Source organism: Virgibacillus siamensis (genome assembly GCF_900162695.1).
GTDB lineage: Bacteria > Bacillota > Bacilli > Bacillales > Amphibacillaceae > Lentibacillus > Lentibacillus siamensis_A.
The window spans coordinates 742186-766302 of record NZ_FUIH01000007.1 but is presented as its reverse complement, the minus strand read 5'-3'; the positions used below and the strand labels follow the sequence as shown (position 1 = coordinate 766302).

At 44.6% G+C, this 24117-nt stretch carries 22 protein-coding genes and 1 other annotated feature; of the genes, 6 read left to right on the top strand and 16 right to left on the bottom strand.

Annotated features, from left to right (window positions below):
• Positions 1–102: 102 nt before the first annotated feature.
• The 4 genes from B1K71_RS07450 to B1K71_RS07435 all read left to right on the top strand — a co-directional run bounded on the left by B1K71_RS07450 (position 103) and on the right by B1K71_RS07435 (position 4027).
• Positions 103–1083: a M28 family peptidase gene (locus tag B1K71_RS07450; protein ID WP_077325585.1), complete on the top strand. Its 981-nt coding sequence runs from the start codon at positions 103–105 to the stop codon at positions 1081–1083.
• 256 nt (positions 1084–1339) lie between these two features.
• Positions 1340–2080: a ZIP family metal transporter gene (locus B1K71_RS07445; protein WP_077325584.1), complete on the top strand. Its 741-nt coding sequence runs from the start codon at positions 1340–1342 to the stop codon at positions 2078–2080.
• 93 nt (positions 2081–2173) lie between these two features.
• Positions 2174–2447 (top strand) — a binding site (T-box leader).
• Positions 2448–2511: 64 nt separating this feature from the next.
• On the top strand, positions 2512–3372 hold the full coding sequence (locus B1K71_RS07440) for an SAM hydrolase/SAM-dependent halogenase family protein (RefSeq protein ID WP_077325583.1): 861 nt from the start codon (positions 2512–2514) through the stop codon (positions 3370–3372).
• 37 nt (positions 3373–3409) lie between these two features.
• Positions 3410–4027 carry an NUDIX hydrolase gene (locus B1K71_RS07435; RefSeq protein WP_077325581.1) on the top strand — a complete coding sequence of 206 codons (618 nt, stop codon included), beginning with the start codon at positions 3410–3412 and terminating at the stop codon, positions 4025–4027.
• A gap of 217 nt (positions 4028–4244) precedes the next feature.
• On the opposite strand, the gene B1K71_RS07430 is transcribed toward B1K71_RS07435, so the two are convergent.
• From B1K71_RS07430 to gnd, 6 genes are read right to left on the bottom strand one after another with little or no spacing between them, the layout of a single operon-like run.
• Positions 4245–5603, bottom strand: a complete 1359-nt coding sequence (locus B1K71_RS07430) for a GntP family permease (RefSeq protein WP_077325579.1) — start codon at positions 5601–5603, stop codon at positions 4245–4247.
• Positions 5604–5655: 52 nt separating this feature from the next.
• On the bottom strand, positions 5656–6804 hold the full coding sequence (gene dgoD / locus B1K71_RS07425; protein WP_077325577.1) for a galactonate dehydratase: 1149 nt from the start codon (positions 6802–6804) through the stop codon (positions 5656–5658).
• A gap of 2 nt (positions 6805–6806) precedes the next feature.
• Entirely contained in the window at positions 6807–7439 is a 633-nt protein-coding gene (locus B1K71_RS07420; protein ID WP_077325575.1) for a bifunctional 4-hydroxy-2-oxoglutarate aldolase/2-dehydro-3-deoxy-phosphogluconate aldolase, read from the bottom strand.
• Between the two features lie 11 nt (positions 7440–7450).
• Entirely contained in the window at positions 7451–8404 is a 954-nt protein-coding gene (locus B1K71_RS07415) for a sugar kinase (RefSeq protein WP_077325573.1), read from the bottom strand.
• 51 nt (positions 8405–8455) lie between these two features.
• Positions 8456–10006 (bottom strand): gluconokinase, encoded by a 1551-nt coding sequence (gene gntK, locus B1K71_RS07410; protein WP_077325571.1) that lies wholly within the window; start codon positions 10004–10006, stop codon positions 8456–8458.
• Between the two features lie 32 nt (positions 10007–10038).
• Positions 10039–10935 carry a phosphogluconate dehydrogenase (NAD(+)-dependent, decarboxylating) gene (gnd, locus tag B1K71_RS07405; protein WP_077325569.1) on the bottom strand — a complete coding sequence of 299 codons (897 nt, stop codon included), beginning with the start codon at positions 10933–10935 and terminating at the stop codon, positions 10039–10041.
• Between the two features lie 134 nt (positions 10936–11069).
• On the opposite strand from gnd, the gene B1K71_RS07400 reads away from it, so the two are divergent.
• Positions 11070–11924 (top strand): MurR/RpiR family transcriptional regulator, encoded by an 855-nt coding sequence (locus B1K71_RS07400; protein ID WP_077325567.1) that lies wholly within the window; start codon positions 11070–11072, stop codon positions 11922–11924.
• Positions 11925–12185: 261 nt separating this feature from the next.
• Positions 12186–12998, top strand: coding sequence for an SDR family oxidoreductase (locus B1K71_RS07395; RefSeq protein ID WP_077325565.1), 813 nt, complete (start codon positions 12186–12188; stop codon positions 12996–12998).
• Between the two features lie 51 nt (positions 12999–13049).
• Here B1K71_RS07395 and B1K71_RS07390 read toward each other — a convergent pair whose 3' ends face one another.
• The 10 genes from B1K71_RS07390 to B1K71_RS07340 all read right to left on the bottom strand — a co-directional run bounded on the left by B1K71_RS07390 (position 13050) and on the right by B1K71_RS07340 (position 23994).
• Positions 13050–14018, bottom strand: a complete 969-nt coding sequence (locus tag B1K71_RS07390; RefSeq protein WP_077325563.1) for a sugar phosphate isomerase/epimerase family protein — start codon at positions 14016–14018, stop codon at positions 13050–13052.
• Between the two features lie 20 nt (positions 14019–14038).
• Positions 14039–15067 (bottom strand): Gfo/Idh/MocA family protein, encoded by a 1029-nt coding sequence (locus B1K71_RS07385; RefSeq protein ID WP_077325561.1) that lies wholly within the window; start codon positions 15065–15067, stop codon positions 14039–14041.
• Between the two features lie 15 nt (positions 15068–15082).
• The gene (locus tag B1K71_RS07380; protein WP_077325559.1) at positions 15083–16111 is read right to left on the bottom strand and encodes a Gfo/Idh/MocA family protein; all 1029 of its coding nucleotides are present in this window, start codon (positions 16109–16111) and stop codon (positions 15083–15085) included.
• Between the two features lie 19 nt (positions 16112–16130).
• Entirely contained in the window at positions 16131–16853 is a 723-nt protein-coding gene (locus B1K71_RS07375; protein ID WP_077325557.1) for a ThuA domain-containing protein, read from the bottom strand.
• A 19-nt stretch (positions 16854–16872) separates the two neighbouring features.
• Positions 16873–17700: a carbohydrate ABC transporter permease gene (locus B1K71_RS07370; RefSeq protein ID WP_077325555.1), complete on the bottom strand. Its 828-nt coding sequence runs from the start codon at positions 17698–17700 to the stop codon at positions 16873–16875.
• Positions 17701–17711: 11 nt separating this feature from the next.
• The gene (locus tag B1K71_RS07365; RefSeq protein WP_077325553.1) at positions 17712–19034 is read right to left on the bottom strand and encodes a carbohydrate ABC transporter permease; all 1323 of its coding nucleotides are present in this window, start codon (positions 19032–19034) and stop codon (positions 17712–17714) included.
• 212 nt (positions 19035–19246) lie between these two features.
• The gene (locus B1K71_RS07360; protein WP_077325551.1) at positions 19247–20557 is read right to left on the bottom strand and encodes an ABC transporter substrate-binding protein; all 1311 of its coding nucleotides are present in this window, start codon (positions 20555–20557) and stop codon (positions 19247–19249) included.
• Between the two features lie 20 nt (positions 20558–20577).
• Positions 20578–21567, bottom strand: a complete 990-nt coding sequence (locus tag B1K71_RS07355; protein WP_077325549.1) for a LacI family DNA-binding transcriptional regulator — start codon at positions 21565–21567, stop codon at positions 20578–20580.
• Between the two features lie 348 nt (positions 21568–21915).
• Entirely contained in the window at positions 21916–22776 is an 861-nt protein-coding gene (locus tag B1K71_RS07350; protein ID WP_077325547.1) for an AraC family transcriptional regulator, read from the bottom strand.
• A 297-nt stretch (positions 22777–23073) separates the two neighbouring features.
• A complete protein-coding gene (locus B1K71_RS07340) occupies positions 23074–23994 on the bottom strand; it encodes a class I SAM-dependent methyltransferase (protein WP_077325543.1) in 921 nt (306 codons plus the stop codon).
• Positions 23995–24117: the final 123 nt, after the last annotated feature.

Sequence of the window (24117 nt, the reverse complement as noted above, 5' to 3'; positions counted from 1 at the left end):
GGAACCTCCTCACCACCTACGAAATTCCTATTTTTGTCAAATATAAAGGAATTGTGATCCAATTTGACGAATAGTTAAGTAAACAAAAAAGGAGAGGATTCAATGCAATTTGTACGAGCAGTCAGTTTAGCAGCCATCATGCTATTACTTATGTCAACTGCGGTATTTGCTTCACCGCAAAACAGAGGATCGGATCAAGCGTTTGATAACCAGATTGCGAAGCGAATAAAAGTGGATAATATTTACAATCACATATACCATCTATCCGAGGTAATCGGATCCCGTGGTGCTGGTACTGAGGGTGAACAGCAAACAATTGCGTATCTTGTCGATCAATTTGAAAGCTATGGATATGATGATGTTCGCGTGCAGGAATTTACATTTGAGACATATTCCGGTGAGGAAATAACATCACACAATGTTATAGCTGTAAAGGAACCGATGAAAAACCATAATACAGGCCAGCAGGTCATAATTGGATCACACCATGACTCCGTTCCATGGGGACAAGGCGCAAATGATGATGCATCCGGAACAGGAACATTACTTGAACTTGCCCGTGTTTACGCCAATACACCAACAGACACCGAAATCAAGTTCATCGCATTTGGCGCAGAAGAGTACGGCTTATGGGGATCTCGAAAGTATGCTGAAGCAATGTCCGAGGAAGATGCTGAACGAACAGCAGCCATGTTCCAAATGGATATGGTCGGGAGTAAGGATTCAGGAGATCTTGTTATGTTTACTGCCGATGGAAACAAAAATACAGTGACAGATTTGGGTGCTGCTGCAGGTTCACGTGTCGCTGACCTAGTCCCATACAGCGAACTGGGACGAAGCGATCATGTTCCATTCCATAACCTGGGCATTCCAGCTGCATTGTTCATTCATACACCATTGGAACCGTGGTACCATACAGAAGACGATGTTATCGAGCATATCAGCAAGAAGAAATTGAAGGATGTAGCTGACACAGTTGGTGCTGCAGTCTTCCAAATCACCCGAAAAGATACACCTGCATTGGAGCGATCTGAAGTAGCACCTGTCCCGGTTGACTACTATTACGAAGAACCACAACTGTAAACATGACAAGACCTGAACACGTGAACTTGCAGCACGCGTGTTCAGGCTTTTTTGCGTTTGCTGATAGAATGCCGATAATTTCTGATAGAAACTTAAAAATTCCTGATAGAACCATGAAAGTTCCTGATAGAGCGTCAGATTTTCCTGATAGAATATTGTAGGCATTGCAGCAATTCATATCGCTGCCTTTTAATTTCAGCCAGATCGGGTATACCATACATAGATGCAAAATTCGTTTTCAAAGGAGGTCATCCATGTGTGGACTGCAATCATGTGGGGTGGAATTGCCGGTTCAGCCTCGCTGCTTGGAGCGTTAGCTGTACTTTTTTTTAATGTAAAAAAAAGAATCATTGGTTACATAATGGCGCTTGGTGTAGGAGCATTAATAGCTGCGACTACCTATGAATTGCTTGGAGAGGCTGTCGAAAAAGCAGGCTTTACCGAAGCGGCAATCGGTTTTATTGGAGGCGCGCTTATTTTTACAATTTTTGATATTGTCGTATCAACAAACGGCGGCCACAAGCGAAAGCACTCAGAAGGCAGAAATGAACAGGAATCCGGAAATGGCGGGTCCGGAATCGCGATTTTCATTGGAACGATCATGGATGCCATTCCTGAATCAGCTATGATCGGGGTTAGCCTGATTGGCGGACATGCGGTTGGCTTCTCACTTGTTGCTGCAATCTTTATCAGTAATTTTCCGGAAGGTCTGTCAAGTACTGTCGGTCTTAAGAAGGACGGCTATTCCCGCGCAAAAGTTTTTACGATGTGGGGTGCTGTAATCGTATTTTCAGCACTTAGTTCTCTGGCAGGATATGCACTTCTGGACCATGCAAGTGACAGTATTCAGGCAATCATCAGTGCTTTTGCAGGCGGTGGAATAATTGCTATGGTCGCTTCCACCATGATGCCGGAAGCATTTAAGGAAGGTGGACCGGCAGTAGGTTTCATTACAGCAATTGGTGTATTTGTTACGTTGTTAATTGGCAGTTTGTAACAATGGACGCAAATTACAGTCCAAAGTCTTTTCCATTTCACAAATCCACTTGCATTTTACATTTTATTGGGATATAATGCTTGAAAATAATGATTAAAGACGTTGACGGGGAAAAGTAAAATACGGCTATTTTTCCACAGAGAGCTTCAGTAGCTGAAAAGAAGCAAAAATACCTGTTTGAACAATGGCCCCTGAGTTTCGTGCTGAACAGATCATCCCGATCTTAATAGGTTCCGGCGAGTGTTGGCACTCGTTATAACTGCCAAAGTATCCAAAGTCAAACAAGACTGGCGTACTTATGGAGGCTGTATGTGTGAGCATACAGTAAAGTAAGGTGGTACCGCGTATATTCAACCACGTCCTTGCCGAATTTAATTTCGATATGGGCGTGGTTTTTCATGTACAAAATTATTGATATGGAGGAATCGACAATGAATAAAAATTTAGTGCTGCAGACAGATTTCGGCTTGAGTGATGGTGCGGTAAGCGCCATGTATGGTGTGGCTTTATCGGTTGCTCCGGAGCTGCGAATATTCGATCTGACACATGACATCCCGCAATTTAATATATGGGAAGGATCTTACCGGCTGTATCAGACCATATCGTATTGGCCGGAAGATACCGTATTTGTTTCAGTCGTGGATCCAGGCGTTGGGACCAATCGATTAAGCGTTGTCGTAAAAACTGCTGATCACAAATATATCGTTACACCGGACAACGGCACATTGACACACATAAAACAAAACATTGGCATCACAGCAATACGGGAAATTGATGAAAAAGTCAATCGCCTGCCAAAATCAGGCGATTCCTATACATTCCATGGACGTGATGTTTATGCATATACCGGTGCACGGCTGGCAAGCGGCATTATCAGTTTTGAGGAAGTCGGTCCGGAATTAAACATTGATGAAACCATTGAAATCGATCATTACCAATCCTTTTTGGATGAACATGGAATTGTCCACGGAAACATTGATATCCACGATGTTCGCTTCGGCAACCTCTGGACAAATATTGAACATGATTTATTTAAGGAAGCCAATTTTAAATATGGTGATTCGTTTGAAGTTACGATCGCCAACAACACCCGCCAAGTCTATAAAAATATCATGACATTCGGCCGCTCGTTTGCGGACAGTCATCTCGGCGAGCCGCTCATCTATGTGAATTCACTTGATAAGCTCGGGGTTGCAATTAATCAAGGCTCATTTGCCAAAGCATATCATATCGAAGCAGGGATGAACTGGAAAATAACGATTCGCCGCGCACCAAAAATCATGTACAATTGATGGAGAATTATCTATTTTGATTAGGTGGTGAGAAAAGATGGAGCCGAAATGGCTGGAATGGGCGAAACAGATCCAATCAATTGCCCAAGCAGGAAAAGCCTACGCCAATAATGATTTTGACATGGAAAGATATGAAGCTCTGCAGCAGCTTAGTGTGGAAATAATGGTGCATCACACATATACCGATCAATCCATTATAAAGGAACTTTTTGCAAATGAGACCGGGTATGCCACCCCTAAAGCAGATATCCGATCGGTTGTATTTCGTGACGGTAAACTTTTAATGGTGCAGGAAAAAAGTGATGGCGCCTGGGCATTGCCCGGCGGCTGGGGGGATATCGGACTAACACCAAGTGAAGTCGCTGTAAAAGAGGTAAAAGAAGAAGCAGGTTTTGATGTACAGCCTGTAAAATTAATCGGCGTTCTTGATAAAAAATGTCATCCCCATCCGCCTTCTCCTTATCATGTGTACAAAATTTTGATTCAGTGCGAAATCATCGGCGGCGAGGCATCTGAAAGTATAGAAACGAGTGCGGTCGGGTTCTTCAGCGAAGATGACCTCCCTCCGTTGTCGATAGGGAGAAACACGGAATCACAAATCAATTTAGCATTCAGGCATTTGCATAAAACGGATGAGCCTGGATATTTGGATTAATTTTGAAATTTGCCACCGACGTACAAATTTGCCCTAATGCTATTTCGGTGAATTCAGTGGATAATCCGGCAGTTTTGGACTTTTTCCGGTGATTATAGAATTTTTCCGGCACATTTCGCGTAGATTCCGGCAAATTTTAAACTTTCCGGCACTTCCCATTTTACCTCGCTTTTATCTAGTAAGGCAGGATGCCGCGACCGCACCCTGCCTTACTTATTTATATAAACATACTTACAATCAGCGACATGCCGAATCCGACGAATGCAATGATTGTTTCCATTACAGTCCACGATTTCAGCGTATCTTTCTCGGACAAACCAAGGAATCGGTTCACCAGCCAGAAACCCGAATCGTTTACGTGTGATGCAATGGTAGCACCTGATGCGACAGTAATAACTAGCAATGCGAGAATTGGACCCTCAAGCCCCAGTGTGTTGATAACGGGTGTGATCAAACTTGCTGCAGTTACCATTGCAACGGTTGCGGAGCCCTGTGCAATACGGACAGCAGACGCAACAAGAAATGCAAACACGAGAATCGGGATGTTCAGGTTTGTCATCGTATCGGCAATAATATCCCCAATTCCGGTTTCAACGAGCACCTGACCGAAGACACCACCAGCACCGGTAATTAAGATAATGATACCAGCCGGTTCCAGTGATTTCGTGGCAATCTCCTGAATTTCTTCCTTTGAATAACCGCGCCGCGTTCCAAGCAGATAAAATGTCAGCAAAGCTGTTATGGTCAACGCAACGCCCGGATTACCGACAAACGTCAGCGCAGACCGGAGTGCACTTCCTTCTGCCAATGTCGCGCTTGTAAAGGTGTTCAATAATATCAGGAACAATGGCAAAAGAATCAGTGATGCGATCATTCCGAAACTCGGCAATTCTTTTTCATATTCTTTACCGCGTGCTTCTTCCGCCATATTCATCATCATTTCTTTCGGAACTTCCACATGAACTTTTTTCGAAATGTATGTTCCAAAAACCGGACCGGCAATAATTGCAGCCGGAATACCTGCAATCAAACCAAACAGGATCACCCATCCGAGGTTAGCATCCAAGAGTGATGCCACTGCAATTGGTCCTGGAGTCGGCGGTACAAAACTGTGTGTAACTGCAAGACCGGCCAATAGCGGAATGGCAAAGAACAGCAATGACTTTTTCGTTTTCTGTGCTAAACTGTATAAAATAGGTACTAAAATAACAAATGCAACATCCAGAAATACCGGAATGGAAATGATAAACCCGGTCAGCATCAGTGCCCAGTTTACGCGCTTTTCACCAAATTTGTCCATGAGTGTCATGGCCAGACGCTCGGCACCGCCGGATACTTTTAATACTTCACCAAACATCGCGCCGACACCGATAATAACGGCGATTTCAGCGACCGTTCCCCCCATTCCATCACTGACTGCCTGCAAAACTTTCTCCGGACTCATACCGGATAATAACCCAATAATGTAACTGACAACAAGCAGTGCAATAAATGCCTGCAATTTTGTCCTTATAACAAGGAACAACAAGAGTGCAACTCCAAATACCGCGAGCAAAATCAGTCCTGTTGTGGACATGTCTTCTCCCCCTCTTTATGAATTAATTTTTCTTTTCCAACACTTCCTGTAATCACCATTCGGCAACCGTGCCATCGGAATGCCGCCAAATCGGATTCTTCCATTGATGACCTCTCCTGGACGCTTCAATAACCCGTTCTTCATCAATTTCTATGCCAAGTCCCACCCCCTTAGGTTTCATTACAGATCCATTTTCATATTCAAAAATAGTTGGATTCACCAGGTAATCCAAAAGATCGCTCCCCTGATTGTAGTGAATGCCAAGGCTTTGTTCCTGAATGATACAGTTTGGTGTACATGCATCAACCTGAAGTGATGCTGCAAGGTTGATTGGGCCAAGCGGTGCATGCGGCGCAACTGCCACATCAAATGTTTCCGCCATGGCAGCAATTTTTTTTGCTTCCAAAATGCCGCCTGTATGTGACAAATCCGGCTGGATGATATCAACCACACCATCCGTCAGCATTTGTTTGAAACCCCAGCGTGTATAATTGCGCTCCCCGGCTGCAATCGGTGTTGTTGTGTGGCTCGCTATATCCCGAAATGCTTCCAGATTTTCCGCAAGTACCGGTTCCTCGATGAACATCGGACGATATGGCTCCAATTCCTTTACAAGAATTTTCGCCATTGCCTTATGCACCCTGCCATGAAAATCAATCCCAATGCCAAAGTCATTGCCGACTGCCTCTCGAATCGCTGACACCCTTTCCACGGCAGCATCGACTTTGGAGTAGCTGTCGATATAATTCATTTCCTCAGTGCCGTTCATTTTGATGGCGGTAAAACCGGCATCCGCTTTTTCCTTTGCAGCAGCACCGACATCCTGTGGCCGGTCACCGCCAATCCACGAATAGACCTGAATGTTATCACGGACCGCTCCGCCAAGCATCTCATATACCGGCATGTTATAGTACTTGCCTTTTATATCCCACAACGCCTGTTCAATTCCTGAAATAGCACTCATCAAGATCGGGCCGCCCCGATAAAATCCACCTCGATACAACACCTGGAAATGATCCTCAATGTTGCGCGGATCCTTTCCAATCAGATATTCCATAAGCTCTGTCACCCCGGCACCAACTGTATGTGCCCGACCTTCCACAATCGGCTCACCCCAGCCACTGATCCCTTCATCTGTTTCAATTTTCAGAAACAGCCAGCGCGGTTCGATCTGGTACAATTTATAATCGGTAATCTTCATTGTTATACACCTTCAATCGCATCGATAAATTGTTTCGCTTTTTCCGTTATCGCCTGCAAATCATCATTTGCAAGCGGTGAAGCTGTTTTAACAAGTGCACTTCCAAGTCCAGCGGCAACAGCACCTTTTTCAAAATATTCCCGGACATTTGATACATTCACGCCACCTGTCGGCATTAACGGAACATACGGCATCGGCCCGTGTACATCTTTGAGATAGCCCGGCCCCATCACACCAGCCGGAAAGACTTTAATCAGATCTGCGCCATGTTCATATGCCGTTAAAATTTCCGTCGGAGTCATTGCTCCCGGAATACTGACAACCCCATACCGCTTCGTCATTTTTATCGTTTCGCTGTTTACCGTCGGGGAAAAAATGAATTTAGCACCCGCCATGATGGCAGTTTTTGCAGATTCCGGATCCAATACAGTTCCTGCACCAACCACCATTTCCCCATTAAACGCGCTGTTTAATTCACCGATTACAGTCTCCACACGCGGTGTATCCATTGTAATTTCCATGATGCGTATGCCCCCATCATAAAGCGCTTCTGCAATCGGCATGACATCATCGGGATATGCTCCCCGGACAACTGCCACCAGTTTATAATCTAAAATCTGTTGCAATGTATTCATCGAAATCCTCCTTATCGTTCGACATCTCCTTGTTCACGGCTCTGCATGAAGTCCATTAGGCGACCTTTCTCCGGCAATCCTTCAACATCACCGGGCACCAGCGTTACCATCGCACCGACAGCATTGGCCCGCTCTACAGAGTCGTGCAAATTCAAACCATCCAGCAGTCCTGATAAAAAACCGGCCGAAAATCCATCCCCGGCACCGACAGGATCGACCACTTCCGGCACGCTAAATCCCGCTACATAGCCTCCCATGTCATCGTCCCAAAAATATGCGCCTTCACTGCCCAGTTTCATGACGACTACGGTTGCACCGTTATCCCGGAACCTTTCCGTCAATTGTTCCGGTGTCCCGCTGCCAAACAGAAATTTTGCTTCGTCAATTCCCGGAAGTACGATATCCGCTTTCGAAGCGAGTTCAAGCAATACGTTCCTTGCCTTTTCCTCCGGCCAAAGTTTTCGCCTTAAATTCGGATCAAATACCACAATGACATGATGCTTTTTCGCATATTCTATTGCAGTTAAAACGGTTTCATAGCAGCCCTCACTCAATGCCGGTGTAATCCCCGTCACGTGTAAAAACTTTGCGCTGGCAATATAGGATTCATCCACATCTTCCGGTCTCATCATGCTTGCGGCAGAATTTTTCCGGTAATATTTAACCCGCCATTCATTCGGGGCGAGCTTTTCTTTGAAAAAAAGCCCGGTGTCTCCGTCAGCTTCCAGTATTGTCTGACTTACATCAACGCCTTCACCACGGATAAACGACTGGATTTTTTTGCCGAACTCATCATCACCAAGCCGGCTTATCCACCCGGCCTGAAACCCAAGCCGGGAAAGACCAATCGCGACATTTGACTCAGCTCCCGCCACGCGGATTGAATAACGATTGGTATACCGCATTGGACCAGGCGTTTCCGGTGTGAAAAGCACCATCGTTTCACCAAGTGTTACAACATCCACTTACACCATCCCTTTCATCCGGTTTAAAACCTAAATCAAAGTTAGAAATCATTATTCCTGCTTTAGATGTTCCCGCTGAAATGCCGCAATGCTCTCATATTCATCGGTAAGCATCCGGGAAAGCCGAATATAAATCGGCAGCAGTTCACGATATACAGTGGTCGTTTCTTCTTCCGGATAATGTGTGTTTGTCTCACCGACCATTTCTGAAACAATACGAAAGTCTTCAATTTCTTCTGTCGCATACATACCGAGTACAACAGCACCCAGGCAGGAACTTTCAAAACTTTCCGGAACGATAACGGGTTTATCAAAAATATCCGCCATCATCTGCCGCCACGTTTCCGACCGGGCAAAACCGCCAGTCGCCTGAATGCTCTTCGGCTCTCCTGTCAGTTCCTCAAGTGCAAGCAGCACCGAGTACAGGTTGTAAAGTGTACCTTCCAGAACCGCGCGTACCATATGCTCTTTCTTATGATGGATGCTTAGTCCGAAAAACGACCCGCGGGCATTAGCATTCCAAATTGGTGCACGCTCTCCTTTTAGATAAGGATGAAAAATTAGTCCGTCTGATCCTGCATTGACTCCGGAAGCGATTTTCGTCAGCACATCATACGGATCAATCGACAATCGTTTGGCTGTTTCCACTTCGGACGCAGCGAATTCATCCCGAAGCCATCTCAAAATAATGCCGCCATTATTTACTGGTCCTCCGATTACCCAATGATTTTCCGTAAGGGCATAGCAGAAGATTCTTCCCTTTGGATCAGTTTTCGGTTCATTGTATACGGTCCGGATTGCGCCGCTGGTTCCAATCGTGACAGCGATAACACCTTCGTCAATCGCATTCACGCCAAGGTTTGACAGAACTCCATCGCTTGCACCAATGATAAATGGAACATCCGCATCAATACCCATATATGTACGATGTTCATCTTTCACGCCAGTCAATTTTTCTGTCGTCGGAACAATATCTGAAAGCTGTTCCCGGCTGATGGCAGTAAGTTCAAGTGCTCCTTCGTCCCAGTCCAGTGTTTCAAGATTAAACAATCCAGTGGCAGACGCAATGGAAAAGTCGACCACATAGTTACCAAAAAGTTTATGAAAAACATATTCTTTTATCGAAATAAATTTCCGAGTCTTGTTAAAAATCTCCGGCTTCTCTGACTTCATCCAGACTAGTTTTGCCAATGGTGACATCGGATGAATCGGGGTGCCGGTCCGTAAATAAATTTGATGTCCGTCATGCTCCTCTTTAATTTTATGGGCATAATCAGCCGCCCGTGTATCCGCCCAGGTGATGCTGTTCGTAAGCAGTTCATCGTTTTCCCCAACAGCTATCAGGCTGTGCATCGCCGAACTGAATGAAATAAGCCGAAGCTTGCCATCCAAAAGCTTTCCTTTCCGGACGGTCTCTCTGATTACGCCAAGCACCGCATTGAAAATCTCTTCCGGATCCTGTTCAGCAACGAGCGTATCCGGCGTATAAAGCGGATAGTTAATCGTATGTGTTGCTTCCACTTCCCCGTTTTTCCGGTACATAACTGCTTTTGTACTTGTTGTTCCAATATCCACACCGAGATAAAGGTCTTGCTGCTTCATCGGTCTTCCTCCTATACTTTGCTTGCCAGTACTTATTTTTTCACCACGTCATGGCCGCCGAATTCATTGCGCAGTGCGGCAACAACTTTTCCGGAAAATGTGTCATCTTCCTGCGAGCGGTAGCGCATCATAAGTGAGAGCGCAATAACCGGTGCTGCCGTCTCCAGATCCAGCGCCGTTTCCACCGTCCACTTGCCTTCACCGGATGAATTCATCACTCCACGGATGTCATCAAGATTAGCATCTTTCGAAAAGGCAATTTCCATCAGTTCCATCAGCCATGAGCGAATAACCGAACCGTGGTTAAACACCTTGGCAACCTTTTCATAGTCATACGCAAATTGACTTTTCTCCAGGATGTCGAACCCTTCCGCAATTGCCTGCATCATGCCATATTCCATACCATTATGGACCATTTTGAGAAAGTGACCGCTCCCGCATTTTCCGGTGTATAAGTAGCCATTTTCGATTGAGACATCGCGGAACAGCGGCTCAATTTCCTTAAATTTATCCGCATCGCCGCCGATCATCGTACAAGCACCTTCCCTGGCACCGGAAACACCGCCGCTTGTACCGCAATCAAAGAAATAAATTTCCTGTTCAGCTAATTTTTCTGCCCGCTTCATTGTGTCTTTGTAGTTTGAATTTCCGCCGTCAATCAGAATATCGCCTTTATCCAGCAACGGCATAATTTCATCAATGACTGCTGATGTGACTTCTCCGGCAGGTACCATCAGCCAGATTTTTCGTGGTACGGGCAAACTTTCTACAAGTTCCGAAAGTGATGATGCAAACTTGAAATTTTCATTAACACTGCTTGCGGCCGCTTCGTTATCTTTATCAAAGCCAACCACCTTATGCTGATGATCCAGCAGATTTAACGTTAAATTAAGACCCATTTTACCTAGACCTATCATTCCTATCTCCATGATGTCCTCCTAATTCGTGAAATGATTTTCCGTGTTTTGTTCATTATATCAAAAAAAATTCCATATGCAATGTTTTGAAAAAAATAAAATTCCTTTATAATAGAATAAGAGCCAAAAAATAAGGAGAATATCTTATGGTAAACAATAATGAACACTGCCTTGCCAGCATACGAAGCAATTACGGAAAGTTCAGTGATAAAGAAAAAGCGATTGCAGACTTTATTTTAGAGAATCCCCAAAATATCATTCACCATACGATTAATCAGGTATCGGAACATTTGGGTGTGGCGGAATCAACGGTCTTTCGCTTCTGTCAGCGTATTGGATTCAAAGGATTCCAGGCAATGAAAATTGCATTGGCGGCGGAGGTTGTCACTCCTATTAAAGATATTCACGAGAAAATAAATGAAGAAGACAGCATTGGAACAGTGACGGAAAAAGTTTTCCGCTCCAACATTAAAACTATCGAGGACACACTCCATATTCAGGACGAAGATGTCATCGAGAATGCGGTGGAAGCTATTCTCAAAGCTGGACAGGTGCAGTTTTTCGGAAGTGGCGGGTCAGCTGTTGTTGCACTGGATGCCTATCATAAATTTATCCGGAGCGGGATAAACGTCAACGCCAACATCGATTCGCACATGCAGATAATGGCCGCATCCCAACTGACAAGCAACGATCTGGCCATCCTGATCTCGCACAGCGGATCAACGAAGGATTTGCTGGATATCCTGCAAGTTTTAAAAGAAAACAATGTCCAAACAATTGCCGTTACCAACTTTGCCAAATCACCGCTTACAAAAGAGGCGGACATCAGCCTGTACACTGTCGCCGAAGAAACCGACTTCCGATCCGAAGCACTTTCATCACGTCTTGGGCAGCTAACCATCATTGACGCACTTTACACAAACATCATGATTGCCAACAATGAAGCTGGACAGCAAGCACTGCAAAACATGCGCCGCGGTATCAGTTTAAAACGGCTCTAAAGTTTGTAAAGGCAGATATCCCTGTTAAAGTCAAAGCAATCTTTCTGCTTGTATCGGATCATTTTCCGGAATGGTTGATTACCCGCATTTGAAGGTTGATTCCTGGCATTCGAAGGTTGATAACTTCCCCTTGTTGGTTGATAATCCACCTGTGATGGTCGATTCCAACTGGGGGTAGGTTGATAACTCGTGTGGAAAACGTGCTATGCGGTATCACTTCACAAGCGATGAAAGTTTTACAAAAGGAGGTCCTGTCCATTTATGTACAAATTATCACGTGAACAGTATCCACTGGAAGGAAGAATTGTACTCATAACAGGTGTCAGTCGAAAGCAAGGAATTGGATATGCGACTGCACGTCAGGCAGCAGCATGGGGCGCATCAATCGTCATCCACCATTACCAGCCGCATGATAAGGAGCAGCCATGGGGTGCAGATGATTTACAATCTGTAATCGAAGGCATTAAATCGGAACTTATCGATGGCGCATTTTTGCATGACATCAGCGGCGATTTCGCAGACCCTTTGTTACCTCAACAATTGATGGAAAAGGTTAGTAATGCATGTGGCCATATTGACGCTTTAATTTGTAATCATGCGCTTAGCGGAAGTGATGGTACACTTGGGGAACTGACTGCAGAAAAATTGGATAAGCATTGGGCAATTAATACCCGATCGACACTGCTTTTAGCACAATATTTCGCTAGGCAGCACGATTCTACAACAGGCAGAGGAAGAATTATTTTTATGACTTCCGGGCAACGATTAGGTCCAATGCCGGGTGAGGTCGCTTATGCAGCATCAAAAGGGGCACTAGCAGATATTACGATGACGATTGCTGATCAGCTTGCAGATCAAAATATTACTGTCAATGCAGTCAATCCAGGCCCTGTAAATACAGGTTATCTGGATAACGAATCGTGGAAGAAAATGGAGCCGCAATTTCCTTTTGGACGATTCGGCAAACCGGAAGATCCAGCAAAATTGATAACGTGGCTCCTGACCGACGAGGCATCCTGGATTACCGGACAAATCATTAATTCAGAAGGCGGATTCGCCAGATGGCGTCCATAGTACAGTTAAAAAATCAAAAGGAGTGCCAGCCTAGGCTGGCACTCCTTTTCTTTACGCCCACCACATATCAACAGGCTTGTCCCGAATGATAATCGGTTTCAAATTTTTAACAGCCGTTTGGAATCCCTCTTCAACCGACATTAACGGATCTTCGTGCTCAATACTGACTGCATGATCATAGCCATACGTGCGTAGGGCGCTGATCATATCGGTCCACTCCTGTACACCGTGGCCGCATCCAACAGACCGGAATGTCCATGCCCGGGTTTGTACCTGGCTGTATGGCTGCATATCCAGCAGTCCGTACATATTCACATTGTCCTGGTCAATATACGTATCTTTCGCATGGAAATGGTGCAATGCACCAGCTTTTCCTAAAATTTTAATAGCTCCAACCGGATCAATCCCCTGCCACCATAAATGGCTTGGGTCCAAGTTAGCACCGACGGCCGGTGATGTTGCCTCACGAAGTTTCAGCATTGTGTGTGGTGTGTGAACAAGAAAGCCTCCATGCAATTCCAGGCCAATTTTCACATCATGCTCTTCTGCATATTTTCCGGCATCTTTCCAATACGGAATCAATTTTTCTTCCCACTGCCACTCAAAAATATTACTGTACTCTGTTGGCCATGGTGCCACAGGCCAGTTGGGATATTTAGCGTGTTCATGATCCCCGGCGGTTCCGGAAAAACAATTCACAACAGGCACATTCATCATTTCAGCGAGTCGGACCGTTTTCCGGAACGTTTCATCAGACTCTTTCGCGTAGACTGGATCCGGTGAGATCGGGTTAGCATGACAACTGAACGCACTGATGGATAATCCGCGTCTTGTCACTTCATCCATGTATTCCTGCCGTTTATCTTCACTTTCCAGTAACCCATTCAGATCACAGTGTGCATTTCCCGGGTTTCCGCCTGTGCCGATTTCCACCGCATCCAGCCCTGATTCCTGCACATAGTCCAGCATTTCGGTAAATGACTTATCTGAAAATAATACTGTAAATACACCTAATTTCATTGTTTCACATCCCCTTGCCTTTATTTTTTCTTCACGAAACTGCTTTCATAAATAGATTCGATTATAGTGGAAACTTGCAATGCTTCTTCCGGTTTTACAAGCACATCATCAAGTCCCAGACAGCTGTTTACAAATGCCTTTGCCTGGGGAATTCCCGGGTCGGCCTTGCCCGGAAGCCAGTAGGGTTCACTGTTTAACAGCATCCCGTTTTTTTCCTGGTTTACTTCAAGCGGAAAAAGATCAAGGCCGCCGCTTGTTCCGGAAATGCTGACCGATTCGATATCTTCCTTGACATTAGCTGCCCAGGACGTTTCAAATAATAATGAACTGCCATTGGCAAATTTGATATATGCTGTTGCATGATCATCCACATCAAACGTGGCATGATTAACGTTCCCCCACTCATTCACAAGTCCCGGTGTTTTGCTTAAATGATTATACGTTGTACCTGAAATCTCAATTGGATCAGGATTGCCCATCAGCCACAATGCCAAATCAAGAAAGTGACAGCCATAATCAATCAGACTGCCGCCGCCCTGGAGTTCCTTATTGGTAAATACTCCCCATCCAGGTACTTTTCTTCTTCGTAACGCTTTTACCCGAGCAACGATTGGTTCACCGATATCTCCAGCATCTACAATTGCTTTTGCGGCGCGGGATTCCTGCATAAACCGATAATGATACCCGATTGTCAGCACCTTCCCTGCTTTGTCAGCTGCTTCGATCATATCACGACACTCAGCAGCGGTTATCGCCATCGGTTTTTCACAAAACACATGAACACCACGCTTCAGTGCTGCAATCGCGATTTCCGAATGAAATTTGTTCGGAGTGCAAATAACGACCGCATCCACATGCCGAAACATTTCCCCGTAGTCTCCAAAAACATCCGGAATCGAGTAAAGCTCCGCAACCTGCCTGGCCCGCACTTCATTGATATCGTGCACAGCCTGTAATGTAACCCTATCTTGCATTGTCTGAAAAGCAGGCAGGTGCCTTCCCTCAGCAATCCCGCCTGCACCAATTATTCCGATTCGCAATTTTCCCATAGCCTGCTACCACCTTCAGTTCAATTCGACCAGCTGTTTCGACTCACTCGATTGCAGGGCAGCCAAAATAACTTCGAGCGACTTTTTCCCTTCCTCACCGCTGACTGCCACCGGCTTATCCTGTAAAATGGCGGAAACGAATTGGTCAATGACATGTGATGTCGTTTGTCCGCCTTCATCATTTGACTGGATTTGGCCAAGTTCATATTTGACCGTTTCCCCGTTCTTATACTGGACAATCAGGGAGTTCACCGGGTCATCTTCCAGTCTCAGAATCGCATTTTCCCCGTAAATAATTGTGGAATTATCCTCCGCGGAAACGTATGACCAGCTTGCCGTCAATGTGCCAACAATACCGCTTTTCGTTTTTAATATACAAACGGCATTATCGTCAACATCGATATTTTCCTTCGCCGCTGTTTCCACCAGTGCACCAACTTCCGCAATCTCCTCATCCAGTAAAAAGCGGATCAGATCGGACTTATGGACACCAAGGTCCCCCATCGCACCGATGAATGCTAATTCCTTCTTAAAAAACCAGCTGTCTTTCCCATCAGCACTCCAGCCTTCCGGGCCGCCATGGCCAAAAGTTGTTCGAAAGCTGTATATCTTTCCCGCTTTACCACTGGCAATCAGTTCCTTTGCCTTCTGATGGGATGAAACAAAGCGCTGATTATGCCCGATCATCAGTTTTTTCCCATTTTCCTGTGCAGCTTCAATCATACCGGCCGCTTCTTCGCTGGACGTTGCCATTGGCTTTTCGCAAAGGACATGTTTCCCCTGCTTAAGCGCGGCAACAGATATCGGCGCATGCAGTGCATTTGGTGTACAGACACTGACCGCATCGATTTCTGCATCCCGAAACATGTCATGATAATCCACATACGGCGTCGCGTTGTACAAAGCTGCCATTTCTTTTGCACGGTCTTCCACCACATCACAAACCGCCCGGATTTCCACATCTTTTTCTGCCGCATATTCCGGCAAATGACGATTTCGTGCGATACTTCCACAACCAACTACTGCTATGTTTAACTTCCCCATTATTCCTGTCTCCCTTCCTTCATTCTTTCACTGAAATTTTTTCAAGCGGCTTGGCATTGCCATACACCGGTTTCGGATTTTCCGATGGTCCTGCCCATTTAACCGCATTCACCAGTACCCGCTGGATTTCCGGATTATGGTATGTCGGGTAGGTTTCATGTCCCGGCCGGAAATAAAATATTTTTCCATTGCCGCGCCGGAACGTACACCCGCTGCGGAAAACCTCCCCGCCTTCAAACCAGCTGATAAACACCAGTTCATCCGGAGCTGGAATATCAAAATGCTCCCCGTACATTTCCTCTTTGGAAAGCTCCAAATATTCGCCAACACCTTCTGCAATCGGGTGTCCCGGGTTACAAACCCAAATCCGCTCCCGTTCATCCGCTTCCCGCCATTTCAAGTCACATGATGTCCCCATCAGTGATCTGAAAATTTTAGAAAGGTGTCCGGAATGAAGGACGATCAGCCCCATGCCATCCAGTACACGCTGTTTCACTTTTTCAACCACCGCATCATCAACTTCATCATGCGCAATATGACCCCACCACATAAGCACATCCGTATTTTCCAGCACGTCATCTGTCAAGCCATGTTCCGGCTCATCAAGTGTGGCAGTTTTTGCATCAAAACCATAATGCTTCAGCATCCCGGCAATCGCCCCATGAATTCCATCCGGATATGCCTTTTGAACATCGGGATTTTTCTGTTCATGCCGATTTTCATTCCATACCGTTATGTTCATGTCCAACTCCTCCTGTCATCTATTCTTTTACTGAACCGGATGTCAGTCCGGATACAATGCGTTTTTGGAAAATAAGCACCATCACAACGAGCGGAATGGTTACAACAACGGTTGCAGCGCAAATTTCCGCCCACGGGATTGAATACTGCCCCTGGAACATGGAAATCCCAACCGGAACCGTTTTATATGCTTCTGACGTGTTAATCGCCAGTGCAAACAAATACTCATTCCATGCCGCCACAAACACCAATATCGCGGTCGTAAAAATCCCCGGAACTGCAAGCGGAAAAATAATCCGCCAATACGTCTGCATTAATGATGCACCATCGATTTTCGCAGACTCTTCCAAATCATGGGGGATTTTCCGGAAAAACGTAACCATGATCCAAATAGACAAGGGCAATGTGATAGTCGTATACGGGATAATCAACCCCAGATAGCTGTTCGTCAGACCCAGATTCTTTAAAATCATATAAATCGGTGACAATGTTGCGATTTGCGGAAACATAGAAACCGAAAGCACCAATCCGAGAATAACAGTTTTTCCCCGAAATTCCAGACGTGCAATCGCATATGCCGCAAATGAAGCAGTAAACACCGTATAAATAGTCGTTATCGATGAAACAATGAAACTGTTTTTCATGTACGTTAAAAATGGGTGATCGAAAAAGACAGATTTATAGCTTTTCAACGACGGATTATCTGTAAACCAATCAAACGCTTTTTCACCGAACAAGGCTGAAGGAGGTTTAATCGAGCTTAAAAACACCCATATAAACGGAAACATGACAACAAAAACAAAGATTGCCATTAGGATATAAAATACTGGTCCTGCTTTTTTCTCCATCTTCAACCCCCCTACTTTTTAGACCCTTCCGGCAGTAAATCAGATCCGAGCAATTTCACAAAGATCATTGAGATGATCGCTACACAGATAAACACGATAACCGCGATTGCCGAACCTGCTCCGAATTGTAATTGAGAGAACATCACCTGATACGCAAGAATGGAAATGGTTTCAGTAGCATTGGCCGGTCCTCCACCGGTTAATACGTAAATCAAATCAAATACCCGGAACGCATCCAGTGTGCGGAACAGCAGTGCTACTAAAATACTCAGTTTCAGCATTGGAAGCGTGATCGTAATAAACTGTTTCCATTTTCCCGCACCGTCAATGGATGCTGCTTCATAGAGTGTTTTTGGAATCACCTGTAAGCCGCCCAACAGAAGCAGTGCAATGTACGGCGTTGTTTTCCACACATCAGACAGAATGACAGAAAACATCCCGCCAATTTCAGTTGACAGCAGTGAACCCATGGAATCTACCAAACCGATATCCGTAAAAAATTTGGCAATCACACCATTCTGACCGTCGTACAGGAATTTCCACATCATCGCAGATACTGCAGTCGGAATTGCCCATGGAATCAGAACAGTTGCCCGTATCAGGCCGCGCCCGAAAAATGCTTTGTTAACAAGCAGCGCAACAGCTAAGCCGAGCACAAACTCAAAAAATACCGAAATAATGGTAAAAACAAATGTGTTCCCGAGAGATGCCCACATTCGGCCGTTTTGCAGCAGATCCGCATAGTGATCAAATCCGATAAAATTCGGTTCGATAATCACCCCTGTCATACCGGATGCGAGCCCTGTCAGTTCCTTCCCATTTGACAGCACGCCTTTTTCATCAAGTTCTTTTAGGTCTTCATTAACTTCTTGAATCGTCCCTTTAAATTTTTTAGCAGTATCATCACTGATTTCCACCATGCTTAAATCCGATGGCGGTGTTTTAAAGTTATTCAGCATTTTGTTGACTTTGCCATACACATCCCCGGCATCGTCGCGAATTTTTGAATCAAGTTCCAGTAAATTTTCGTGAATGCCTGCCAGTTTTTCTTTCGCGGCGCCATCCGTTTGTTGTATTTCTGTTTCCAGATCCCCAGCCAAAAACGGATAGTAATTCAGGTATTCTTCTATATTGACACTATAATTCAGATGAACGGACGATTTGGTCGGATCATTCAGCTTTAGATCAAACAGACTGAAATAAAAAGACTGCAGAACCGGATAAATGGCAATAATCAATATCAGAATAATCGACGGAGCCACCAGCCAATATGCCGCTTTTTTCTCGGAACGTTTCAACTTGCTTTTCCGGGCTTTCTTTTCCTTCTCTGCCATATACACACCTCTTTTCACGTATTCTGTTTGTCAGTTTCGCAATTGCATCAGCGCGAGATGCGATCTGTTCAGCGGACGTTGCGGTTTCTTCAGCGCCAAATGCACTTCCTTCGGCGGATGCGGTGCTTTCTTCAGCGCTAAATGCACTTCCTTCGGCGGCTGCGGTAAAAGCACATTAGCCTTCATCCATTTTGAAGGCTAATGATTTTGTTTTATTTGACCGCACTTTTCAGTTCTTGTTCCATTTTTTTAACCGCCTGCTCAACCGATACCTGCCCGGCAATTGCCTTCGATACATTGACCTGAATGATTTCAGATATTTCCTGATAGTTCGGAGCTACCGGACGGGAAACTGCAGCATCCAGCCCTTTTACAAACTCCTTATTTTTGAAAAATGGATTAGCTTCAAGCACTTCGCTATCTTCAAACAACGGTGTGTAACTAGGCGCTTTTCCGCCTTCAATTGCCATGATCTTCTGGCCTTTAGGTCCTGCCAGATACTTTAAAAATTCCCACGCAGCCTGTTTGTGTTCGGAATACTTGTTGATAGCAGCCATCCAGCCGCCCAGTGCCGCTGCTGATTTTTCATCACCAGCTGGAAGTGGTGCTACACCAACCTTACCGGAAATTTCTGACTTTTCTTTGTTGTTGGACAGCGCCCACTGATATGGCCAGTTGCGGATAAATACGGATTCCCCTTCAATGAAGGCAGTTTCCGATTCCACTTCAGTGAATGTTGTAATATTCCCAGGGACATAATCAGCATTTGCAATCTCCACAAGTTTTTTCAAACCTTGAATACTATCCTGACTATTGATGGCAACTTCTCCCTTATCGTCAAGAATCTCACCACCATACGCCGCGATAAACTCAACAGCATTACAAACGAGGCCTTCGTATTGTTTCGCCTGAAAAACATAGCCGAAATCAGTGCCGCTTTTACCTTTTAGATTTTTCGCCTGTTTTGTCAGTTCATCCCATGTTTCCGGTGCTTTATCGACCAAATCTTTCCTGTAAAATAACAAGCCGGCATCTACATACCGTGGCAATGCCCACTGTTTCCCGTTAAACTGGGCAGCACTTAATGCCCCTTGGTTATACTTGCTCAGATCAATATTGTCTTTTTTAATAAACCTGTCCAACGGCAGTGTATATCCTGCTTGTGCAAATTCTGCCGGCCATACAACATCAACATCAAATACATCAATTTCGGAAGACTTCGCATTCAGCATTGTTACATACGCGTCATGCTGCTTCCCGCTGTCGGCAGGCATTTCCCTGAGCTCAACCTGAATGTTCTTATGACTTTTATTAAATGAATCAACTATTTTTTGCGTAGCCCCGGTAGTATCACGCCCCCGCGCATAAACAAGCTTTACCTTCCCCTGATCGGATCCTTCTTCAGCCTGTTTTCCATCTGAACTTCCTTCACTTTCCCCGCCTGACCCTGAACTGCACGCTACTAGCGCAATCATCAGAACCAACAGGAATGCTGCAAGCTTAAAATGTTTCAAACGGTCCATAAATCTTCCTCCCCATTTTTTTAAGTGGAACTGCGCTCAACCAAATAGATTGGCAGTTCCTTCAAATGCTTGTCCACATTTCCTTCGCCATGCAATAAATCAATCATTACTTTTATTGACAGTTTGCCAATTTGATCAATTGGCTGATGAATTGTTGTTAATCCCGGGTTGACAAGTGCGGCAATTTGCTGATTATCAAAACCCAGCACGGCCAATTCATCCGGAATTTTCACATGTAATCGCGCTGCCTCACTAATAATTCCCGCTGCCACTTCATCACTTCCGGTAAAAACAGCATCCGGCCGATTTTTCATTGACAGCATTTTCCTTAAAACTTTCCTGCCGTCTTCCACAAGCTGAGTCTCCAAGAACATCCAATCATTATCGAAAGAAAGTCCAGCTTCATCCAGCGCCTGGAAAAATCCCCGCTGCCTGTCAGCTACCAGTCCTGTTAAGTTAGCACCTCTGCATTTCGCGATTTTACGATAGCCTTTTTCGATTAAATGTTTTGTCCCGATATACGCACCCTCAAATTGATTCAGACGGACAGTGGGAACCTTAGCCCTGTCATCATACTCATTGCAAAAAATAATGGGAGCGAAATTGGTATAATCTTTGACATCCTCCCAATCATTTTCCAGTGAGGCCAAAATAACGCCATCAATCTGTTTCGTTTTGACGAGATCCAGATAAACCAGTTCGCGTTGTTTATCATACATCGTCTGACACACAACGAGCTGCAGCCCATGATCGGCAGCCATATTTTCCATAACTTCAACCATTTTGCTGAAAAATGGATTGGAAATTCTCGGAATCAGCACTGCAATCGTTTGTGTCGTTTGTTTCCGCAAGCGCTGGGCGGTCGAATTCGGCACATACAGCAATTCCTCCATCGCCTTTTGTACCAGCGCCTTCTTTCCCTCTGCCACATACGGATGGTCATTTAACACCCGTGACACAGTCGTCTTCGAAACCCCAGCTAATTTTGCAACATCTTCAATCGTCGACATTTCCCGCTTATGACTCCCTCCTTCACCCTGAAATCGTTTTCATATAAATGCTAAATAAAAACGATCTCCTTAATTAGATATGAAATCGATTTCAGTTGTCATTATATAATATCTGAATATAATGTCAATACGTTTATTAAAATTTTCAAAACTAGGTGAATTTGCTGTTTATGGGTACGTTTTATGTAGCACAAGAAAAGAAGCTGGGGTAAAAATGTTTTATCCAAAGAAAAACCAGAATTAGAAAATGGATGATAGAAACGTTCCGGAAATATCCTTCATCCGGTAATTTGCTAATTGTTCATCTTTGAGGATTACACATTTTTAATATGCCCCAGCCTCTGCCCATTATTTTTTAATCGGTATCCAAATCTCACTGTAATAATCTGCTGATGATGGATCCTTATCGCTTAGGTAAACCTCCAACTCAGGTCCATCTGCATGTTCATAACCGGTTGCGGGGAACCATTCGGAAAAAATACGTTCCCACACTTTCGGCATCGCGTCGGGCATTGCCCCGTGAACAGGAAAGACTGCCCATGAAGCGCCAGGAATTGTCGCCTTTTCCCAATCGTCAGGTATTTGATCCACATTTTTTTCCGCACCAATCAGATACCTGATATTTTCCTGTTTCTCATCAAATTCCAGGCAAATGCCAAGCAGCCCGAGTGATCCACAGTTTTTCGAAAGTTCTTCAGCAAAGCCATCTTGGTTCGACCTGACCCAAAAATCAGCTATCTTCCGATGGTTTTCTCCGCTGATTGTTGACGTACGTATACTCTTGCCAATTACCGTGAATGGTTCTTTTTCCACAATCTTGTAATCCATCTCCACATCACCCTTTAACTGTATTTGAAAGGAAAGTTTCGGATAAGCCTTCAACGACTGGCTGTTCTTCCTCGCCGCAGTCGGACTGATTCCGTGAATTCGGCGAAATGCTTTGGCAAAAGACTCCGGACTCTCGTAACCATATTTCATTGCCACCTCAATTACTTTCGATTCGGAATGTACAAGTTCCTGTGCTGCCACGGTAATCCGGCGGTTTCGAATATATTCACTTATCGAAAAACCAGTCAGCATGCTGAACATCCGCTGGAAATGAAACTTTGACATATACGCGCACGCAGCAATGTCGTTAATTTGAAGTTCATTATCCAAATTGGATTCCACATACTCAATCGCATCCAGCATGCGTTGAAGTCCTTCCATGTTACGCCCCCCCTTCAATGAATAATCTAACAGGATCCCTTCAGCTCTTCCGGACTTTTTATGCTCGTTTATGACCGGGTGTACTGGAAAAGCATGTTTCCTTTTGACAATCTAGTAAAGGTTGATATTTTCGTGCTGATGGTCGATAACTCCCCGATAAAAGTTGATTCCTGCCACAGGAAGGTTGATACTAATATCGCGATAGTTGATATTGCCGGGTTGAGGTCGATATTCCGTCCTGTTACAGATAAAATGGTAAAACATTATAATAGTTTCCCTTCACAATAGTATGTTCGCTCATTCTACCAATACAGCATGAATATAGTGAATCGTTTCAAAAGCTGACAGATGGTCCTGCCGATTTTGGAAATAGGATGCTTGAATAGCTTGGGGTGATAAATGCTCGCTGATCTGTAATCCAGTTCCCTCCAAAAGTTCACGGATTTTAGCGAAGGAATAGCTTGATTGCATTGGTTCGCCGCCCGCCTCTGCCATTTTCACCATGTTCTGTACTCTGTCGGAAAATCCTTTTTCATAAAAAAGCCCTTCATCCGCATAATCAAACACAATGGAACTCCCCATCTGCATCTCAGAAAATAACGATTGAATCAGCAGTGCAAGCTCCTTTTTTTTCAAATAATAGGAAACGCCCAACAAACTGAAAAAAGTTTTTCTGGCAGGGTCGAACCCCTTATCAATAAGCTTTTGGAGTGAAAATCCTTTTGTAAAATCCATGGAGATAAAATGCAGGTTATCCGGAATCATAAAATTCTTTTCCGCCAGCCGATTCCTTTTAAATTGCTGTGTTGCCGGATGGTCAATCTCAAAAACTTCCAAAGACGCTTCCAAATCCGGGTGCCGGTAACAAAATGTGTCCAAACCTGCTCCCAGAATGACATACTGCTCAGTGCCTTCGTCCAGCGCATTACTCAAAACTTTTTCACAATATGCAGCACGCGCCAGCGTTGTTGAAGAAAGCTGAACCTGTGTAATCCATTTTAACATTTCTTCCGGATCATCCTTATATTTTTCAGCAATGTCCCTGTTGAAAAATTCAACGCCGCTGATCATATTTTCCCGAATGTCCTGGAACTCCCGCTCAGAAATTAACGCCCTGACAATGTAGTCATCAAAAATCTTTGGTTCACCAAATTGACTATGATACGCCCTACCAAATGCCGAAACCAATGAAGTTATGCTAGATTCACCCTGCTTCATACACAAACACCCCTAAAAAAATAGAATTCTCCCGCCATGGAGAATTCTATTATATAACAAAAATAATAAAAGTAAATAATAGCATAAATTGATTTTTTTGTCAATTTTATTGACTCATTACTT

Excerpts from the sequence above, each read along its gene's own strand:
- dgoD (WP_077325577.1), bottom strand. The coding sequence starts at position 6,804 with ATGAAGATTACCGATTATAAATTGTACCAGATCGAACCGCGCTGGCTG.
- B1K71_RS07385 (WP_077325561.1), bottom strand. The coding sequence starts at position 15,067 with ATGGGAAAATTGCGAATCGGAATAATTGGTGCAGGCGGGATTGCTGAG.
- B1K71_RS07440 (WP_077325583.1), top strand. The coding sequence starts at position 2,512 with ATGAATAAAAATTTAGTGCTGCAGACAGATTTCGGCTTGAGTGATGGT.
- B1K71_RS07380 (WP_077325559.1), bottom strand. The coding sequence starts at position 16,111 with ATGGGGAAGTTAAACATAGCAGTAGTTGGTTGTGGAAGTATCGCACGA.
- B1K71_RS07340 (WP_077325543.1), bottom strand. The coding sequence starts at position 23,994 with ATGAAGCAGGGTGAATCTAGCATAACTTCATTGGTTTCGGCATTTGGT.
- B1K71_RS07360 (WP_077325551.1), bottom strand. The coding sequence starts at position 20,557 with ATGGACCGTTTGAAACATTTTAAGCTTGCAGCATTCCTGTTGGTTCTG.
- B1K71_RS07430 (WP_077325579.1), bottom strand. The coding sequence starts at position 5,603 with ATGTCCACAACAGGACTGATTTTGCTCGCGGTATTTGGAGTTGCACTC.
- B1K71_RS07400 (WP_077325567.1), top strand. The coding sequence starts at position 11,070 with ATGGTAAACAATAATGAACACTGCCTTGCCAGCATACGAAGCAATTAC.
- B1K71_RS07450 (WP_077325585.1), top strand. The coding sequence starts at position 103 with ATGCAATTTGTACGAGCAGTCAGTTTAGCAGCCATCATGCTATTACTT.
- B1K71_RS07370 (WP_077325555.1), bottom strand. The coding sequence starts at position 17,700 with ATGGAGAAAAAAGCAGGACCAGTATTTTATATCCTAATGGCAATCTTT.
- B1K71_RS07420 (WP_077325575.1), bottom strand. The coding sequence starts at position 7,439 with ATGAATACATTGCAACAGATTTTAGATTATAAACTGGTGGCAGTTGTC.
- B1K71_RS07390 (WP_077325563.1), bottom strand. The coding sequence starts at position 14,018 with ATGAAATTAGGTGTATTTACAGTATTATTTTCAGATAAGTCATTTACC.
- gnd (WP_077325569.1), bottom strand. The coding sequence starts at position 10,935 with ATGGAGATAGGAATGATAGGTCTAGGTAAAATGGGTCTTAATTTAACG.
- B1K71_RS07355 (WP_077325549.1), bottom strand. The coding sequence starts at position 21,567 with ATGTCGACGATTGAAGATGTTGCAAAATTAGCTGGGGTTTCGAAGACG.
- gntK (WP_077325571.1), bottom strand. The coding sequence starts at position 10,006 with ATGAAGCAGCAAGACCTTTATCTCGGTGTGGATATTGGAACAACAAGT.
- B1K71_RS07375 (WP_077325557.1), bottom strand. The coding sequence starts at position 16,853 with ATGAACATAACGGTATGGAATGAAAATCGGCATGAACAGAAAAATCCC.
- B1K71_RS07365 (WP_077325553.1), bottom strand. The coding sequence starts at position 19,034 with ATGGCAGAGAAGGAAAAGAAAGCCCGGAAAAGCAAGTTGAAACGTTCC.
- B1K71_RS07435 (WP_077325581.1), top strand. The coding sequence starts at position 3,410 with ATGGAGCCGAAATGGCTGGAATGGGCGAAACAGATCCAATCAATTGCC.
- B1K71_RS07350 (WP_077325547.1), bottom strand. The coding sequence starts at position 22,776 with ATGGAAGGACTTCAACGCATGCTGGATGCGATTGAGTATGTGGAATCC.
- B1K71_RS07395 (WP_077325565.1), top strand. The coding sequence starts at position 12,186 with ATGTACAAATTATCACGTGAACAGTATCCACTGGAAGGAAGAATTGTA.